Source organism: Ruegeria lacuscaerulensis, assembly GCF_013034745.1.
Lineage (GTDB): Bacteria > Pseudomonadota > Alphaproteobacteria > Rhodobacterales > Rhodobacteraceae > Ruegeria > Ruegeria lacuscaerulensis_B.
In genome coordinates this window covers 245,303-262,723 of sequence record NZ_WQGP01000006.1, presented here as the reverse complement: position 1 = coordinate 262,723, position 17,421 = coordinate 245,303, and the positions used below count along the sequence as shown (strand labels likewise).

Sequence of the window (17,421 nt, the reverse complement as noted above, 5' to 3'; positions counted from 1 at the left end):
TGCATCCTTCCACAACGCGGGAAAAGACTGTCCGATGACGAATATTCTTGTAACCGGCGGCGCCGGATATATCGGGTCCCATGCTTGCAAAGCGTTGAAACTGGCCGGATACACGCCCGTCACCTATGACAACCTGATCACCGGCTGGCAGGATGCAGTGAAATTCGGCCCGTTCGAACAGGGCGACCTGCTGGACCGAGCCAGGCTGGATGAGGTCTTTGACAAATACAAACCCGCCGCCGTCATGCATTTCGCAGCCCTCAGCCAGGTGGGTGAAGCGATGTCGGAGCCCGGAAAATACTGGACCAATAACGTCACCGGCTCGCTCAATCTGATCGAGGCCACGGTCGCTGCGGGCTGCAAAAATTTCGTATTCTCATCGACCTGCGCCACCTATGGCGAGCATGACAATGTGGTTCTGGACGAAGATACGCCGCAATTGCCACTGAACGCCTACGGGGCTTCGAAACGCGCGATCGAGGATATCCTGCGCGATTTTGATGCCGCGCATGTACTGAACCATGTGATCTTTCGCTATTTCAACGTAGCTGGCGCGGACCCCGACGGTGAAGTGGGCGAATTCCACCGTCCCGAGACTCATCTGATCCCCCTGATGCTGGACGCCATAGACGGCAAGCGCGACGGGTTGACCGTGTTCGGCACCGACTACGACACGCCTGACGGCACCTGCATCCGCGACTATGTACATGTCTGCGATCTGGTCGATGCGCATGTGCTGGGCCTGAACTGGCTGGAGCACGGCAAGGGCAGCCGCGTGTTCAATCTGGGCACCGGGACGGGTTTTTCAGTGATGGAGGTCATCGGTCATTCCAAAGCGATCACCAACCGTGATGTGCCCTATTCCATCGGTCCGCGTCGGGCGGGGGATTGCACCAAGCTTGTTTCCGGCTCGATTCGGGCCGGGGCTGAACTGGGCTGGACGCCAAAAAGCTCAACGTTAGAGACGATGATTGCAGATGCATGGCGCTGGCATCAAAACGGGCATTACGAGAAATGAGGGCGCGGTGACCGCTGCCACCAACCCTCTCCCGCCGATCTCATGGGCGCAGAAATACCGGTTGCGCCTGAAACGTCGGCGGCTTTTGTGGCGTGCGTTCCGCAGCCGACATGACCTGACATGCCTGATAGACCGGACCAGCGACATTCGTCCCGGTGCCATTCTGGCCTTCACCACCCTGCGCAATGAACGCAATCGGTTGCCGTGGTTTTTCAACCATTACCGCGCATTGGGCGTCGGTCATTTTCTGATCGTCGACAATGACAGCGGCGATGGCTCAACCGAGTATCTCGAATGCCAACCCGACGTTTCGCTTTGGCAAACCACGGCCAGCTATCGTGCGTCACGTTTTGGTCTGGATTGGCTGACATGGTTGCAGATGCGATACGGTCACGGCCATTGGACCTTGATGGTCGATGCAGATGAGCTGTTAGTTTATCCCGACCACGACACCCATCCTTTGCCAGACCTCACCGGATGGCTGAACCGCACCGGGCGAAACGCATTTGGCGCATTGATGCTGGATCTCTACCCCGACACGTCACTGGGGATGCAGGACTATGACCCCAGCGCCGACCCAACCGAAGTTCTGAACTGGTTCGACACTGGGCCATATCGGATGCAGAGGCAGGCTCCGCTGGGGAACCTATGGGTTCAAGGGGGCGCGCGGGAACGGATGTTCTTTGCCGAAACGCCGCAAAAGTCACCCACATTGAACAAAATCCCGCTGATCCACTGGTCGCGGCGCTATGCATATGTGAATTCGTGTCATTCTGCCCTGCCGCGCAGGCTGAACGCAGCCTATAACGGACCGGGCGACAACGCGCCCTCTGGGGTTTTGCTGCATACGAAATTCCTGCCCGAAGTGGTTGAGAAATCAGGTGTCGAAAAGACTCGCCGACAACATTTCCACGACCCCGATCAATTCAACACGTATTACGACAGCATTCTTAATCGCCCCACCATGTGGACGCCCAACTCGGCCCGTTACAAAGGCTGGAGACAGCTTCAGCAGCTTGGCCTGATGGGAAAAATTGAGTGGAAATCCGCCGCGCGGGCTAACGACTTGTAAATGCGTTGCTTTGATAGATGGAAAGATGGCATAACGCGGCAATGCTCCGGCACCACTCTGGTTGATCCAGGCCCCGGAGATGCTCGCGTAAAGTAAAAGGTTGGGCCGTCACGTGAGCCTGTTGGATTCGTATCGCATGAGATTGCGGCGCAAGCGCCGCCTTTTGCGTTGCCTGCGCAAGCGGCGCGAACTGACGCCTGTCTTGGACCAGACTAACAAGATCAGCCGCCGCGATATTCTGCTGGTCAGCGTCGTGCGGAACGAGAAAATTCGCCTGCCGTATTTCCTGGACTATTACCGAAAGCTGGGGGTCGATCACTTTCTGTTCGTCGACAATGACAGCGAGGACGGAACCGGTGCGTTTCTGGCCAATCAACCCGATGTCTCGCTTTGGTCAACTGATGCCAGCTATCGGCGGGCAACCTTTGGCATCGACTGGTCCAACTACCTGCTGCGGAAATACGCCCACGGTCATTGGGTACTGACAGTCGACCCGGACGAGTTCTTTATCTACCCGTTCTGCGACACGCGCCCCATCCGCGCTTTAACCGATTGGTTGAACGGATGTGCCGTGCGCAGTTTCGGCACCATGCTGGTCGATATGTACCCACGCGGACCCGTGGATGATGAACCTTACCACGAGGGTCAGGACCCGTTCGAAATCGCCCGTTGGTTCGACGCGGGCAATTACATGATCACCAAGAACCCCGAGTATGGGAACCTGTGGATACAGGGCGGCCCCCGCGCGCGCACGTTTTTTCGCGACACACCGGAAAAAGCCCCCGCGTTAAACAAGATCCCGCTTGTGAAATGGGACCGGCGCTATGTCTATGTCAGCTCGACCCATTCCCTGCTGCCGCGCGGGTTGAATCAAGTCTATGACGAATGGGGCGGCGAAAAAGCCAGCGGTGCCCTACTGCACGCCAAGCTGATCGACACGCTGGGCGCCAAGGCGTTGGAAGAAATGCAACGCGGCCAGCACTACCGCAAATCCGGTGAATACCGCGCCTATGCCGAAGGGTTGGAGGATCAGACGGTGTTCTGGTGTGACTGGTCCGAGAAATACATCAACTGGCGGCAGCTTGAGATTCTCGGCCTGATGTCCAAGGGGAACTGGGCATGAGCCTTGGGGTTGTCATGCTGGTCCACACTGCCTTCAACCGGGCCGAACAGGTTGCCCGCCATTGGGCCGCCGCCGGATGCCCTGTTGTCATTCACGTGGATCGCAAAGTGCCCGACCCCACATGCGCTGCGTTCAGAGCCGCTTGTAAAGATGAACCCCTGATCCGCTTTTCAGACCGGTTCACCTGCCACTGGGGTGGCTGGGGAATTGTGCGAGCCACGCAATCAGCGTCCGAGATGATGTTGAACGCTTTTCCCGATGTGCATCACGTTTTTCTGTCCTCTGGCGCGTGTCTGCCTCTGCGCCCAGTTGCCGAACTCATCGACTACCTTGCACAGCGGCCCCGCGTCGATTTCATCGAAAGCGCCACGACCGCAGATGTCAGTTGGACAATTGGCGGGCTGGATCAGGAACGGTTCACCCTGCGGTTTCCGTTTTCCTGGCGCAAGCATCGCAAATTGTTTGATGTCCATGTGAAGCTCCAACGCGCGCTCGGTCTGCGCCGACGAATTCCAGACGGTCTTGTACCACATATGGGCAGCCAATGGTGGTGCCTGACCCGTCAGACTCTGTCCGCCATTCTGCAAGACCCCAAACGCAAGACCTATGACCGCTATTTCAGTCGGGTCTGGATACCGGATGAAAGCTATTTCCAGACGCTGGCCCGAATGTATTCGACACATATTGAAAGCCGGTCTCTGACTCTGTCGAAATTCGATTTTCAGGGTCGTCCGCATATTTTCTATGACGACCATCTACAATTGCTGCGCCGGTCCGACTGTTTTGTTGCCCGCAAAATCTGGTGCGAGGCTGATCGTCTGTACCAAAGTTTTCTGAAGGATCAATCCGGCGCGTTGGAACGGGCAGAGCCCAACCCCGGCAAGATTGACCGAGTCTTTTCCAAAGCGGTCGAACGTCGGACCCGCGGCCGGGACGGGCTGTACATGCAAAGCCGCTTCCCCCGCCATGGCAGCGAAAATGGCCTGACCTGTTTCCCCTATTCTGTGTTTCAGGGCTTTGCCGAGTTGTTCGATGATTTTGCACCCTGGCTGACGGATTGTACCGGAACGCGTGTTCACGGACATCTTTTCGACCCTGAGCGGGCCGAATTTGTGGATGGGGCATCTGTCATCAACGGTGCCTTAAGCGATTGCGCCACTTTGCGCGACTATAATCCCACTGCATTCGTTTCAAACCTGATCTGGAACACGCGGGGTGAACGACAATGTTTTCAGTTCAGCCCGCGCGACACGCAAAAGATCAACTGGTTCTTTGCCCGCGACCGAAATGCCCAAATCTCGGTCATCACGGGGGCCTGGGCGATCCCCTTGTTCCGGTCCAACCGGGATTTCGCCGACATCCGGGCCGAGGCGGCGCGACTTCAGCAAATCGAGACCAAACAGCTAGAGGTTCTGAACTCGGTCTGGACCAAGGCACGGGTCAGGACCTGGACCTTGGCCGAGTTCGTGGAATCGCCGATGGAAGCTCTACAAACCGTGATTGATGAGATTGGTACACAACCCCACGGCCACTTGACCAAAGCCCCCACCATGGTGGATCTCAGCGGATTTGGCCAATTCCTTCAAAATCTGAAAAACCAGGGCATGCACCCCTATTTGATGGGCGATTTTCCGGCGGATGACGTGTTTGGCACCAAACTCCGCCCGTTTCCGAAACCCTATCTGGTGCAATAGCACGCAATGGCCAAGACCTTCGACTATTTCGTTATTCTCGCAGCCATGCGCACCGGTTCGAACCTTTTGGAAGCAAACCTGAATGCGCTGGACGGCGTGACCAGCCATGGAGAGGCGTTCAACCCGCATTTCATCGGGCGCATCAAAAAGGACGATCTGCTGGGGATCACGTTGGATGAGCGCGATGCGGACCCGCTGTCCCTGCTGGACGCCATCCGGTCGGGCGACGGTCTGAACGGGTTTCGGTTTTTCGACGGTCACGACAATCGTGTGTTAGAGCCTGTTTTGACCGATCCGCGCTGCGCCAAGATTATTCTGACGCGCAATCCTTTGGACAGCTATGTTTCGCTTAAGATCGCGCGGGAAACCAAGCAATGGCAGCTCAAGAACATAAAGCGACGGCGCGAAGCGCAGGTTGGTTTTGACGCGGCCGAGTTCGAACGGTTTCTGGATCAACACCACGCCTTCCAAACCTCGATCCTGCACCAGATGCAAGCCACCGGTCAGACCCCCTTCTACCTTGCCTATGAGGATCTGCGGCGGCTGGACAGTTTGAACGGCCTGGCCGCATGGTTGGGGGTTGAGGCGCGGTTGGATGCATTGGACGACACGCTCAAACCGCAAAACCCGGAACCGGCGCGCTCCAAAGTGACAAACCCTGATGAGATGGAGCGCGCGCTGCCCACTCTGGACCGGTTCAACCTGCATCGCACGCCGAATTTCGAGCCCCGGCGCGGTCCGGCTGTTGCGACCTATGTGGCCGCCCCGCAAACGCCGCTGATGTATCTGCCTGTGCGCGGCGGGCTGGAAGGGCCGATTACGCAATGGCTGGCGGATCTGGATGGCGTGCCGCAGGATAATCTGACCACGGGCCAGAACAGGCGACAAGCACGGAACTGGCTGCAATCACATCCCGGACACCGCAAATTCACGGTGCTGCGCCACCCTTTGGCGCGGGCTCATACGGCCTATTGCCGCTATATCCTCAGCACCGAACCGGGCGCTTATCTGAAAATTCGCAACATGCTGCGCAATCGGTTCAAACTGCCAATCCCCGGTCAATTGAGCGACGGCAATTATCCGATCGAGCAGCACCATCAGGCTTTTTGCGAATTCCTGACCTTTCTCCGCCAGAATCTGGCCGGTCAGACTCCGGTGCGCGTTGACGGGGTCTGGTGCAGCCAGGCACAAGTGCTGGAGGGGATGGCGGGTTTCACGCCCCCTGATCTGATCCTACGCGAAGAAGACGTCACCACTGCCCTGCCCGAGTTGGCGCGCCGTTTCGGCCATGAGGCCCCCCCGACTCCAACGGCCGTAGTGCGCGATGCGCCTTACGACCTGTCAGACATTTGTGACGAAAAAATCGAGGCGCTGGCGGCCGAAACCTACCAGCGCGACTATATGCAATTCGGATTTGATCGGTGGAAACCGGTTACGCGCGCAAGGTGATGATCGTGCCGCGGTTTACCATCGCGTAGATCTCTTCAATCTCTTCATTCTTGACGGCGATGCAGCCTGCCGTCCAATCGGGCGTTTTCTTGGCGCGTTTGCGTTCAGCCCGTCTGTTCGGTTGGCCGTGGATAAAGATATCCCCACCCGGATCAACCCCGGCGGCTTTGGCCTGCGCAACATCGTTGGAATTGGGATACGAGATTCCCAACGACAAGTGATATCGGCTGTTGGGGTTGCGGCGGTCGATCAGATAGGTGCCCTCGGGGGTGCGCCCATCGCCGCGCTTGGTCTTGGTCCCTTCGGGGGCGAATCCAAGATCTACATTATATTCCTTGAGGACGTGTTCGTTGTGCAGAAGATACAACTTCCGCGCGCCCTTGTTGATGACCAAAGATGTTACTTCGGGTCCATCATAAGTTAGAAAACGTGGGCTGGCCGAGGCACAGGCCGAAAGGCCTACCGCTGCCACAGCACCCAATCCAAATGCTCGACGATCCATATTTCACTGCCTGCTACTTATTTTTTTCCGAAATTATGCCATAAAACACAAAAACTGAAATCACTTTTTGCTGTTCGCCCGCTCGGCCAGGCGTCGTTCGATATTTTCCAGCCGTTCCAGCACCTCGTCCCGATAGGCATCGGTTTTCACTTCATCCTCGGCATGGTGCGCGTCCTGCATCGAGTTCACGATCAGACCAACCAGCAGGTTCACAACTGCAAAGGTCGTGACCATGATGAAGGGAACAAAGAACAGCCATGCATAGGGATAAACCTGCATCACTGGGCGGACGATCCCCATAGACCAACTTTCCAGCGTCATGATCTGAAACAGTGTATAGGCCGACAGACCCAGATCGCCGAACCAGTCGGGAAAGCTGCCCGAGAACAGCTTGGTCGAGATCACAGCCCCGATATAGAACAGTATCGCCATCAGCAAAAATACGCTGGCCATGCCCGGCAGCGCCGAGATAAAGCCTTCGACGACCCGACGCAGGCGCGGCGCGACCGAGATCACGCGTAACACTCGCAGAATTCGCAATGCCCGCAACACAGACAATGCGCCGGCACTGGGGACAAGAGCTATGCCCACAATGATAAAATCAAAGATATTCCAGCCGCTTGTGAAGAACCGACGCCCGGTCGCGACCAGTTTCATCGCGATCTCGGCCACAAAGATCGCAAGACAAAGCTTATCCAGAGTCACGATCAAAGGGCCCGCAGCCTCCATCAACGTCTCGGAGGTTTCCATGCCCAAGAGAGCGGCGTTAAACAGGATGACACCGGTGATGAATTTGCCGAAAATCGGCGCTTCTATAATGGTCAGCAGACGCTGATTGATGCCCATTCGGGATCTCCAGTGCGATTAGGGGTTCAGAGCGAACCGGGCGGCAAGTTCGGTGTGGGACGACCACCGAAATTGGTCAACCACCTGTACCCATTCAAGGGTGTAGCCTGCGTTAACCAGCGTCTTTGCGTCGCGGGCAAAGGTGACCGGGTTGCACGAAACATAGGCAATCACCGGCGGTTTGGCCTGCGCCAGCTCGGCAGTTTGTGCCTCTGCCCCGGCGCGGGGCGGGTCCAGCACCACGGCGTCATAGGGTTTCAGCTCGTCCGGCATCAGCGGGCGGCGGAACAGATCGCGCGCCTCGGTCGTGACTTTTTTCAACCCCTGTGCCCGGCGCCACCCCTGATCCAACGCGTCGGTCATCGCAGACTCGCCCTCAACTGCATAAACTTCGGCAGTTTGCGCCAGAGGCAGCGAGAAGGTTCCGCATCCTGCAAACAGATCGACAACCCGCTTTGCCCCCTGCGTGGCCTGCAAAACTGCCTGTAACAGAGCCTGTTCGCCCTCTTTCGTCGCCTGCAAAAACGCACCGGGCGGCGGTACAACCGCAGCTCCGTCGAAGCGCTGAACCGAGGCGTGGCGCATCGCGATAACCTCGCCCTCCCAACTGAGGCGGGCAAGCCCGTGTTTCTCGGTCGCTTGCGCAAGGGCCAGTTCCAACGGGCCATCCAGCGGCTTGCCGCCTTTGACCGCAACGTCCAGCCCGCCTTCGGACAGGGTCAGGGTCACCGCCAGCACACCTTTGCGACTACCACCCAACAGCGCAAGCGCCTCGGCCACGGGAATGGCAGCGATCAGGGCCGGGTCCAGCAGGTGACAATCGGGGATCTCGGTGATGGTATCAGACGCGCGTCCATGGAACCCGGCAAGCGTGCCTTTCTTCGTCCGCCGCACGGCAATCGTTGCACGGCGACGCGAACGTTCCGGCGAGGTGTGAATGGGCCGCATCGGGGCATCGAGCCCCTGCGCGGCCAGCGCGTTGCGCACCACCGCCACTTTCCAGTCAGCAACAAAATCATCCGCCGCGTGCTGCAATTGACAGCCGCCGCAGGCCTTATAGTGGCGACACGGTGCCTTCACCCGTTGGTCCGAGGGGGTTTCGACCCGGATATCAGTCAAAACCTGCCCGTTAAGCGTGCCGCTGACCACCTCACCCGGAAGGGTTCGGGTGGCATAAACGGGACCGTCGGCTATCCCGTCGCCCTGATGGCCAAGGCGGTTTATGGTGAATGTCTGAGTCATGCGGGCCTGATACAGGTGCTTTGCACACAACAAAAGCCCTTTGGGCGCTATTCCGCCGCCTCGGCCTGAATGAATCCGCCCGACTGGCGGTGCCAGAACCGCGCATAAAGCCCGCCTTGATCCAGCAGCGCGTCATGCGAGCCGGATTCGACGACGCGGCCCTGATCCAGAACCACGATCCGGTCCATCTCGCTGAGGGTGGACAGGCGGTGGGCAATGGCCAGAACGGTTTTGCCTTCCATCACGCGGTGCAGGGCTGTCTGGATCGACGCCTCAACCTCGGAATCCAGCGCCGAGGTCGCCTCATCCAGCACCAAAATTGGGGCGTCTTTGAGGATTGCGCGGGCCAAAGCGATGCGCTGACGCTGTCCACCCGACAGCTTTACGCCCCGCTCACCCAGATGCGCGTCATAGCCGGTGCGACCGTGAGCATCTTGCAGGGACAGGATGAATTCATGCGCCTCGGCCTTTTTTGCGGCGGCAATCATCTGATCCTCAGAAGCATCGGGGCGGCCGTACAGAATATTGTCACGCGCCGAGCGATTGAACATCGCGGTTTCCTGCGTGACCATGCCGATCTGACGGCGCAGGCTGTCCTGCGTCACCTGCGACACGTCCTGCCCATCAATACGAATAGCGCCTTTTTCCCCGTCATAGAGCCGCAATAGAAGCGAAACGAGCGTCGATTTCCCTGCGCCAGAAGCCCCAACGATCCCCAGTTTTTCGCCGGGGTGAATGACCAAATCCACATCCGATACGCCGCCGATATCACGACCATAGGCAAAGCTAACGTGGTCGAAGGCGATCTGACCCTGACCCACTTTCAGTTCCTTTGCGGCATGTGCATCCTCGACCCGGTCACGTTTGGCCAGGGTTTTCATGCCATTTTCGACCTCGCCGATATTGGCGTAAAGACCCATCAGGGTGAAACTGACCCAGCCGGTCATCTGCGAAATGCGGATCGAGACTGCGCCCGCCGCAACGATATCACCCGCAGTCGCAATGTCGCTGCGCCACAGCAACAAGGTCGCGCCCATCAGCAAGACCGGCAGAACACCTGCCAGCACCATCAGGATGAACCGGAAAGCGGCGGACAGGCTGCCGAACTCCAGAGATCTTTCGCGTAGATCGACCATAGCTGTACGCGCGGCCTGATCTTCGAACGCGGAATGGGCGAACAGCTTGACCGTCTTGATATTGGTGATCGTATCCACCACCTGCCCCGACACCATCGCCCGCGCCCCGGCCCGCGCGCCCGAGCGCAACCGGATTCGCGGCAGGTACCAGCGGATCAAAAGGAAGTAGACGATGAGCCAGCCGATAAAAGGCATCATCACCAGTGGATGAATCGATCCTAACAAAAGCAAAGAACCCACAAGCGAGGCCAGCGCAAAGACAATCGCACTGATCGTCTCGGACACGACCGAGGCCATCGCGTTCGAGGTCTGCATCTGTTTCTGCGCAATCCGTCCAGCAAAATCGTCATCGAAATAGGTAACCGACTGGCCCAGAGTCCAGCGGTTCAGCTTCGCCAACACCAAGGGCGTGATATTGGGCATCACGACATAGTTGTTCGACAGGGCCGACATGCCGAAAAACACAGGGCGCAGCAGCATGAAGAACGCGGCACCGCCAAGGATGACCCACAGATTGCTGCCGCTCAGAAAACCCTCGGGACCGCCTTGGGTCGCCACGTCTATGACGCGTCCCAAGATCCAGGCAGTTCCGGCTTCCATCGCACCTGCCGACGCCGAGAAGAACGCGGCAACAAAGATCATCGGCCAGGCGCCCGACAGGCTCCAGCGAATGAACGCCCCCAGCGTTTGCGGCGGGGGCGTTTCGGTGGATTTGAACGGGTTTATGAGGTCAGCAACCCTCATTCCGCGGCCTCCGGGTTCAGAAAGCCGCCGGATTGCCGCGCCCAGAACTGAGCATACAGTCCGCCCTGCGACAGTAGCTCTGCATGGCCACCCTGCTCGACGATCTTGCCGCCATCCATGACCAGAATACGGTCCATGCGGGCGATCGTGCTAAGACGGTGAGCAATGGCGATCACGGTTTTTCCCTGCATCATGCCGTAGAGCGTTTCCTGGATTGAGGCTTCGACCTCGGAATCTAGGGCGGACGTCGCCTCATCCAACAGCAAAATCGGCGCATCTTTCAGAATGACTCGCGCCAACGTCACTCGTTGCCGTTGGCCACCAGACAGTTTCACGCCACGCTCACCCACATGCGCGTCATAACCCGTGCGCCCCTGCGGGTCTTGCAGATCAAGGATGAACTCATGCGCTTCGGCTTGCTTGGCGGCGGCGATCATTTGCCCCTCTGTCGCTCCGGGGCGGCCATAGAGGATGTTGTCCCGGACCGAGCGGTGCAGCAACGCGCTGTCCTGCTGCACCATGCCGATATGGCTGCGCAAACTGTTCTGCGTGACCTGTGCGATGTTCTGATCGTCAATCAGGATCGCGCCCTGTTCGACATCATAAAACCGCAAAAGCAACTTGACCAAGGTCGACTTACCGGCTCCGGACCGCCCGATCAGACCGATCTTTTCACCAGGCTGAATTGTCAGGTTGATGTGATCCAGCCCTCCGGTCTCGCGCCCATAGTGATGCGACAGATCGCGGATGTCGATCTGACCGTGGGTCAGCTGCAAAGGCTGTGCGTCCGGTGCATCGAGCAGGTCGATGGGTTGAGCAATCGTCTCCATCCCTTCGGCCACAACACCCAGCTCCCGAAAGAAGCTGGTCAACGCCCACATGATCCAGCCGGTCATCGCATTCAGCCGCAAGGTCAGCGCCGTCGCCGCCGCGACCACCCCGACCGAGGCGCTACCCTGCATCCAAAGCGCAATGGCCCAGCCGACCACGCTGACGATCAGCAGCCCGTTCAGCGCAACCAGGACAGCATCCATGATGGTGAAAATCCGCATCTCGATCTGGAACGTGCGACGCGTTTCCTCGATCGCTTCGCGGGCATAGCCCAGCTCTTGCGCGTCATGGGCAAACATTTTGACCGAATGGATGTTGGTATAGCTGTCCACCACCCGCCCTGTCACTTCGGACCGCGCATCCGAGGCCGCCTTGGACGCGGGCCCCACCCGCGCAACCGTCCATCGTACTAGCAGCGCATAGAGCGCAAACCAGATCAGCAACGGCAATAACAGGCGCGGATCGGCGGCCATCAACAGGATCGCCGCACCCACCAGATACGCAAGCGAGAAAGAGATCGCGTCAAACACCTGAAACACCGCCTCACCCGCGGCGGGAGGCGTCTGCATGATGCGGTTGGCGATACGGCCGGCGAAATCATTTTCGAACCATTTCACCGACTGGCGCAGCACATGATTATGGGCACGCCATCTAAAAATAGTCCCTACATTGGGCAAAATTGCATTGTTCAGCAGCAATACATCCACCACATGCAACAGCGGACGCAGCAGCAGAACGAAGATGGCCATCAGAATCAACTCGGTGCCATGGGCTTTCCAGACTTCGGCCGGAGAGCCGGACAACAGGTCCACAACGCGGCCCATGTAGTAGATCAGCCCAACTTCGACCGCGGCCACAATGATCGAGATCAGCGCCGCCCAGACAAACAGCCCATAGAAGGGCCGGGTATATTCCAGCATGAACGGCCACAGCCGCGTGGGCGGCGTGTTGGTTTCCGTGTAAGCGGCAAAAGGGTCAACAAGGTTTTCGAAATAGCGAAACATGAAGCGTGCTCCAGATTGAGCAGATAATAGGTCGTGCGAAGAAAGATGGTGCCAGAACACCACCCTTACGGGTCAACGTGTCCCGGCTTTAGCCGAACCAGATCCCGTAATACATTCGCATCCCTCCATTCATGTGACAGGCGCACGTAAGCACAAAGAATCCAAATTGTCATCCCTTTTTGAGGCTTTGGCTCAGCTTCCCAGCAGTTCTTCACGGGTGAGGGCAAACCCGGACGCAATCCACCGCGTCTCAAGCTCTGCCAGTTTTTTGCCCAGCGCGGGGCCGGTGAAATCCGGGATCAGATCGGTCGCTTGAACTGGGAAATCAGCGGCAGCCCCTTTACGCAGATCAGCGCGCATGTCTTCTGACCAAGGCTGTTCCAGAAGAGCGCAGCGCAGCAAAGCTTCGTGCAGACCATCCTCTTCGCCGTCGCGAAAGCCCAACTCGGCAATGGATGCGGTGCCGCTGGCCTCATCCCTCATCCGGGTCAAGCGTTGAAGCTGGGTTTTGCTCAGGCGCAGGGTCTTGGCGATCTCAGGCGGGGCAATGGCGGCCAGACGGCGGATCGGTTCGGGATCTACCCCCGCCTGTTCTTCTAATGCAATCAAAGGAGCAAGCGCGCGGTCATCCGCCCCTGGCAGGATTTGAGACAGAGCCCCCGCCTGCCGCATCGCCGCGACCGAAGGCGCAGGATCCTGCGCACCCAATAGTTTCAACAGTTCAGCGCCAACGCGTTCGCGAGACAGGGCGACAAGCCCGTCCAGATTGGACGCAATCGCGGCCAGTGCATCGGGGTCAAACCCCGCCTCAGCGTCGCCATACCACGCATGAAACCGGAAATAGCGCAGCGACCGCAGGTAGTCTTCGCGAATGCGGTGTTCTGCCGTGCCTATGAACCGCACCCGTCGCGCCTGCAAATCGCCCAACCCGTTCAACGGGTCCAAAACCGAGCCGTCAGGCTGGGCGTAAAGCGCGTTCATGGTGAAATCGCGGCGGGCCGCGTCCTCTTCCACGTGATCGGAAAAGGCCACTACGGCCCGGCGACCGTCGGTTTCCACGTCACGGCGAAAGGTCGTGATCTCATGCGGGATGCCATCGCTGACGACAGTGATGGTGCCATGATCAATCCCGGTGGGGATCGCTTTCAGACCAGCACCTTGCGCCAGTTCCATTACGTGTTCAGGCCGCGCATCCGTGGCGATGTCGATATCCGAGACCGGAGCCCCCAGCAGCGCATTGCGCACGCAACCACCGACAAACAAGGATTGCGCGCCCGCATTCACCAGCGCCGCGCAAACTGTTTGCGTCGCCGGGTTTGACACCCAATCTTCGGTGATCACCGTCATTCGCTCATCCGTGCAGCCAAACCTCGCAGCATTCGGGCCGTCGCGCCCCAGATGTAGTAGGGACCATAGGGCACCGTAAAATAATACCGTTTCTGACCCCGCCACCGGCGCGATTCAACGAGATAGTTTTCAGGGTTCAGCACATGCGCAAGCGGGACCGAGAAAACCTCGTCCACCTCACCAGGTTCAGATACAAACCGGACCCTGTCATGCAAGATTGCCACGACCGGCGTGACCGTGAAGGACGTCACCGTCTCATGCGTGGGCAGATGACCCAGAATTTCCGGCAGATCCTCGGGCAAGCCAATTTCTTCACGGGCCTCGCGCAGGGCGGTGGCGGTGGCATCCACATCCCCCTCATCCTGCTTACCGCCTGGAAAAGCGATCTGCCCCGGATGATGTTTCAGGGCCGAGGAACGTTTCGTCAGGATCAGGCGCGGCGTGCCATCGGCGATGGAAATCGGAACCAGAACTCCGGCCGGTCGCAGCTTGCGCCCTTCGGGCAGAACCGTGTCGGGGTTCAGGTCAAAATCGCTTGACCCGTTGCCGGGGCGGCGCAGGGCCACCCGCAGCTGGTCTGTCAGTTCAGGCGTTGTCAACATCGAAACCAACAGTGCTGGGGTCCAGCACATAATGCGCACCGCAGAACTGGCAATCCGCGGTCACGTCACCCTCGGGCGTGGTCATCTTTTCGATGTCCTTGGCCGAATAGATCGACAGGCTTTGCCGCACACGGTCTTCGGAGCAGGTGCAGCCGAACTGCACCGGCTGCGCATCGTATACACGCGGCTGTTCCTCGTGAAACAGGCGGATCAGCAGGTCGGTCGGCGCTATGGACGGTCCTATTAGTTCAAGATCGTCCACCGTATCCAACAGGATGTTGACGCGGCCCCAATTTTCGCCCTCTTCCCCGTCCACCAGATCATTGGCGGTCAGTATCTCGCCCGCGCCCTGACCCGAAGCCGCAAAAGGCGAGGCTTTGGGCATGTGCTGCAACATCACCCCGCCCGCGCGCCAATGCTCACCGACGCCCGGTTCGGTCGATTTCCCAAAACTCAGCGAGAACCGCGTCGGCAACTGTTCGGACTGTGCGAAATAAGCTTCGGCACAGGCGCTGAGTGAGCCACCGGCCAGCGGCGTAATGCCCTGATAGGGCTGCGTACCCTCGCCCTGGTCGATGAGGATGGCGAAATACCCCTCGCCAACCTGATCAAACGGCGCGGCATCGGTCAGCTTATCATGGTCGAAACTGGCATAGGCGCGGATGCGGGCCGGTTCACCCTCGGCCTGCGGGGCATAGTAATCGGTTGCAATCATGCGCACCGCCCCCTTGGATTGCACCTGCAAAGACAGCTTCCAGCGCAGCGAAACCGTCTGACCGATCAATGCGGTTAGCAGGGCCATCTCGGCCACCAAAGCCTCGACCTTTTCAGGGTAATCATGCTGCTTCAGGATGCCGTCCAGCACCCCGTCCAACCGCGCTACGCGGCCACGCATATCGGATACATCGAGTTGAAAGGGCAGGACGGTGTCGTCCCACGCGATTTTGGTTCCAAGAGACATGGGGTTTCCTTACACGCCACAGATTGGCATACCGCCAGCATATAGGTCGAAGATTTCGGGTTGTAAGGGGCCATACATGATCAGACGGTTCGGTGAAACCCCGCAAGCAGGGCGCAAATACACGCAGCGGGTAGGAGTTTACGCCTTATTGCCGCGCGGGCAGCAGCTTTTGCTGACCTGTCAGTTGGAACCCGGCCCCGATCTGCAACTTCCGGGCGGCGGTATCGATCCCGGCGAATCACCCATCACCGCGCTGCATCGCGAAGTGGCCGAGGAAACCGGCTGGCTGATCGCCGCGCCCCGGCGCGTCGGTGCCTTCCGGCGCTTTACTTATATGCCGGAATACGACCTGTGGGCCGAAAAGGTCTGCCTGATCTACCGCGCCCGTCCGGTGCGGCGCATCGGCCTCCCGACCGAGCCGTTTCACGAAGCGCTTTGGATGGAGGCCACAGATGCAGCCCAAATGTTGGGAAATGACGGGGATCGTCACTTTGCCACGCAATATCTGCTGGATCTCTAGTTCCCGTTATATTCGAAGAATACGGCCGAGACGTCATCATCCATGCCCTTCCCCGGTGCCATGGATTGCGTCAACCGCCAGAACATGTCGTCCAGAAACTCGGTCCCGCTGCGACCCGGCACGCAGTCGGTTGCCAGGCGCCGCAGCCCGTCTTCGTCTAGCAGAGAGCCATCGGCCAAGCTGCATTCGGTGAACCCATCTGAATAGAGCAGCAGCTTGTCGCCCGGTTCCATATAGATTTCGGTCCGCTGAAAAGACACGTCTGACAGCAATCCGATCGGTAAACCGCCTTCGCCCAGAAACTCGGTCCCACCGTTCCGGCGCAACAACAGTGGATGCGGATGGCCAGCCTGCACCATTTTGACATGCCCGTTGCGCAAATCGACAATGGCATAGACCATGGTGAAATATTCTTCGACCCCTGCATCCGCCATTAAACGGGAATTGAGCGTTTCGGCCACGTCTTCAGGCGGTAAAAGCGCAAAGAATTTGTTAAAGCGCCGCTCCATCGCGACGTTTTGGTCAAAATGCTGACTGGAGAGATATCCACCCAGACGCGCGGTCATCATCGCCGAAGTGATCCCGTGGCCCGAGACATCTATGCTGTAGAACCCAACGCGATTCACGCCAGGTGAGAACATACCGACAAGGTCGCCCCCGATGTGACCACACGGCTTGAGCAGCATACTTACGCGCGACTTACCGAATTCCCGCGACAATTCGGGCACCAGAGATTCCTGGATCTTGCGCGCCTGCATCAGGTCCTTGTCGATTGCATCATGGGCCACCCGCAATTCGCTGAGCGCCGTTTCGATCAACCGGTTCTTTTCCGAAAGCTCGTGCTGCATGTCCAAGATGCGCGCCCCGGCCGAGATGCGCGCGCGCAGCTCATCCGCCTCAAGCGGTTTGATCAGAAAGTCATCCGCGCCGGCATCCAGACCCCGTGCCACCTCTTGCTTTTCACTTTTAGCGGTCAGCAGGATAAAGTAGCTGTATTGATCCGTTTCCAACGCCCGAAACGCCCGGCAAAATTCCGGCCCGCTCATCCCCGGCATAACCCAATCGCTGAGCACTAGATCGGGCAGGTCCTGCGCACAAATCTCAATTGCGGCATCGCCACTGTCAGCTTCGAGAACATCGAAGCCCCATTTTTTCAGCGACGCCACCAGGATTCGGCGTTGCAGGCGACTGTCGTCAACGACAAGCACCGTTCGGATACCGCCGAACCCCAGTTCTGCCCTGGTTTCTGTCTGACTGACCTCTGCCACCTGAATGCCCTGCGGTTCCCGTCTTTGCAGGCAGACCCTAGCGCAGGGCTGTTTAATATCCG

15 protein-coding genes are annotated in these 17,421 nt (G+C 58.6%); 6 read left to right on the top strand and 9 right to left on the bottom strand.

From position 1 onward, the window contains the following. The first annotated feature begins 34 nt into the window (after positions 1-34). From galE to GOV79_RS13930, 5 genes are all read left to right on the top strand, one after another. Positions 35-1,018 carry a UDP-glucose 4-epimerase GalE gene (gene galE / locus GOV79_RS13950; protein ID WP_170790224.1) on the top strand — a complete coding sequence of 328 codons (984 nt, stop codon included), beginning with the start codon at positions 35-37 and terminating at the stop codon, positions 1,016-1,018. A gap of 7 nt (positions 1,019-1,025) precedes the next feature. After that, positions 1,026-2,090 carry a glycosyltransferase family 2 protein gene (locus tag GOV79_RS13945; protein ID WP_331252619.1) on the top strand — a complete coding sequence of 355 codons (1,065 nt, stop codon included), beginning with the start codon at positions 1,026-1,028 and terminating at the stop codon, positions 2,088-2,090. Between the two features lie 136 nt (positions 2,091-2,226). Next, complete coding sequence (locus GOV79_RS13940) at positions 2,227-3,213, top strand: glycosyltransferase family 2 protein (RefSeq protein ID WP_170790222.1); 987 nt, start codon at positions 2,227-2,229, stop codon at positions 3,211-3,213. Beyond that, positions 3,210-4,907, top strand: a complete 1,698-nt coding sequence (locus tag GOV79_RS13935) for a DUF5927 domain-containing protein (protein ID WP_170790221.1) — start codon at positions 3,210-3,212, stop codon at positions 4,905-4,907. The genes GOV79_RS13940 and GOV79_RS13935 overlap by 4 nt, the downstream gene beginning before the upstream one ends. 6 nt (positions 4,908-4,913) lie before the next feature. Then, the gene (locus GOV79_RS13930) at positions 4,914-6,356 is read left to right on the top strand and encodes a nodulation protein NodH (RefSeq protein ID WP_170790220.1); all 1,443 of its coding nucleotides are present in this window, start codon (positions 4,914-4,916) and stop codon (positions 6,354-6,356) included. On the opposite strand, the gene GOV79_RS13925 is transcribed toward GOV79_RS13930, so the two are convergent. From GOV79_RS13925 to hslO, 8 genes are all read right to left on the bottom strand, one after another. Next, positions 6,340-6,858 carry a L,D-transpeptidase family protein gene (locus GOV79_RS13925; RefSeq protein ID WP_170771395.1) on the bottom strand — a complete coding sequence of 173 codons (519 nt, stop codon included), beginning with the start codon at positions 6,856-6,858 and terminating at the stop codon, positions 6,340-6,342. The two genes, GOV79_RS13930 and GOV79_RS13925, sit on opposite strands and share 17 nt — an antisense overlap. A gap of 60 nt (positions 6,859-6,918) precedes the next feature. Further along, positions 6,919-7,704, bottom strand: a complete 786-nt coding sequence (locus GOV79_RS13920) for an ion transporter (protein WP_170771393.1) — start codon at positions 7,702-7,704, stop codon at positions 6,919-6,921. 18 nt (positions 7,705-7,722) lie between these two features. Then, positions 7,723-8,946 (bottom strand): class I SAM-dependent RNA methyltransferase, encoded by a 1,224-nt coding sequence (locus GOV79_RS13915; protein ID WP_170790219.1) that lies wholly within the window; start codon positions 8,944-8,946, stop codon positions 7,723-7,725. A 47-nt stretch (positions 8,947-8,993) separates the two neighbouring features. Then, on the bottom strand, positions 8,994-10,826 hold the full coding sequence (locus GOV79_RS13910) for an ABC transporter ATP-binding protein (protein WP_170790218.1): 1,833 nt from the start codon (positions 10,824-10,826) through the stop codon (positions 8,994-8,996). Beyond that, complete coding sequence (locus GOV79_RS13905) at positions 10,823-12,661, bottom strand: ABC transporter ATP-binding protein (protein WP_170786147.1); 1,839 nt, start codon at positions 12,659-12,661, stop codon at positions 10,823-10,825. Before GOV79_RS13905 ends, GOV79_RS13910 begins: the two co-directional genes overlap by 4 nt. A 192-nt stretch (positions 12,662-12,853) precedes the next feature. After that, complete coding sequence (locus GOV79_RS13900) at positions 12,854-14,008, bottom strand: CCA tRNA nucleotidyltransferase (RefSeq protein WP_170790217.1); 1,155 nt, start codon at positions 14,006-14,008, stop codon at positions 12,854-12,856. Continuing rightward, positions 14,005-14,610 (bottom strand): CoA pyrophosphatase, encoded by a 606-nt coding sequence (locus tag GOV79_RS13895; protein ID WP_170790297.1) that lies wholly within the window; start codon positions 14,608-14,610, stop codon positions 14,005-14,007. The genes GOV79_RS13900 and GOV79_RS13895 overlap by 4 nt, the downstream gene beginning before the upstream one ends. After that, on the bottom strand, positions 14,594-15,571 hold the full coding sequence (hslO, locus tag GOV79_RS13890) for an Hsp33 family molecular chaperone HslO (protein ID WP_170790216.1): 978 nt from the start codon (positions 15,569-15,571) through the stop codon (positions 14,594-14,596). Before hslO ends, GOV79_RS13895 begins: the two co-directional genes overlap by 17 nt. Before the next feature lie 76 nt (positions 15,572-15,647). Here hslO and GOV79_RS13885 point away from each other — a divergent pair, with 76 nt between their 5' ends. Then, complete coding sequence (locus GOV79_RS13885; protein WP_170771379.1) at positions 15,648-16,091, top strand: NUDIX hydrolase; 444 nt, start codon at positions 15,648-15,650, stop codon at positions 16,089-16,091. Here GOV79_RS13885 and GOV79_RS13880 read toward each other — a convergent pair. Beyond that, a complete protein-coding gene (locus tag GOV79_RS13880; protein WP_170790215.1) occupies positions 16,088-17,359 on the bottom strand; it encodes a PP2C family protein-serine/threonine phosphatase in 1,272 nt (423 codons plus the stop codon). The two genes, GOV79_RS13885 and GOV79_RS13880, sit on opposite strands and share 4 nt — an antisense overlap. Between the last annotated feature and the right edge of the window lie 62 nt (positions 17,360-17,421).

Coding starts and splice junctions, on each gene's coding strand:
- galE (WP_170790224.1), top strand. CDS start 35: ATGACGAATATTCTTGTAACCGGCGGCGCCGGATATATCGGGTCCCAT.
- GOV79_RS13940 (WP_170790222.1), top strand. CDS start 2,227: ATGAGATTGCGGCGCAAGCGCCGCCTTTTGCGTTGCCTGCGCAAGCGG.
- GOV79_RS13935 (WP_170790221.1), top strand. CDS start 3,210: ATGAGCCTTGGGGTTGTCATGCTGGTCCACACTGCCTTCAACCGGGCC.
- GOV79_RS13930 (WP_170790220.1), top strand. CDS start 4,914: ATGGCCAAGACCTTCGACTATTTCGTTATTCTCGCAGCCATGCGCACC.
- GOV79_RS13925 (WP_170771395.1), bottom strand. CDS start 6,858: ATGGATCGTCGAGCATTTGGATTGGGTGCTGTGGCAGCGGTAGGCCTT.
- GOV79_RS13920 (WP_170771393.1), bottom strand. CDS start 7,704: ATGGGCATCAATCAGCGTCTGCTGACCATTATAGAAGCGCCGATTTTC.
- GOV79_RS13915 (WP_170790219.1), bottom strand. CDS start 8,946: ATGACTCAGACATTCACCATAAACCGCCTTGGCCATCAGGGCGACGGG.
- GOV79_RS13910 (WP_170790218.1), bottom strand. CDS start 10,826: ATGAGGGTTGCTGACCTCATAAACCCGTTCAAATCCACCGAAACGCCC.
- GOV79_RS13905 (WP_170786147.1), bottom strand. CDS start 12,661: ATGTTTCGCTATTTCGAAAACCTTGTTGACCCTTTTGCCGCTTACACG.
- GOV79_RS13900 (WP_170790217.1), bottom strand. CDS start 14,008: ATGACGGTGATCACCGAAGATTGGGTGTCAAACCCGGCGACGCAAACA.
- GOV79_RS13895 (WP_170790297.1), bottom strand. CDS start 14,610: ATGTTGACAACGCCTGAACTGACAGACCAGCTGCGGGTGGCCCTGCGC.
- hslO (WP_170790216.1), bottom strand. CDS start 15,571: ATGTCTCTTGGAACCAAAATCGCGTGGGACGACACCGTCCTGCCCTTT.
- GOV79_RS13885 (WP_170771379.1), top strand. CDS start 15,648: ATGATCAGACGGTTCGGTGAAACCCCGCAAGCAGGGCGCAAATACACG.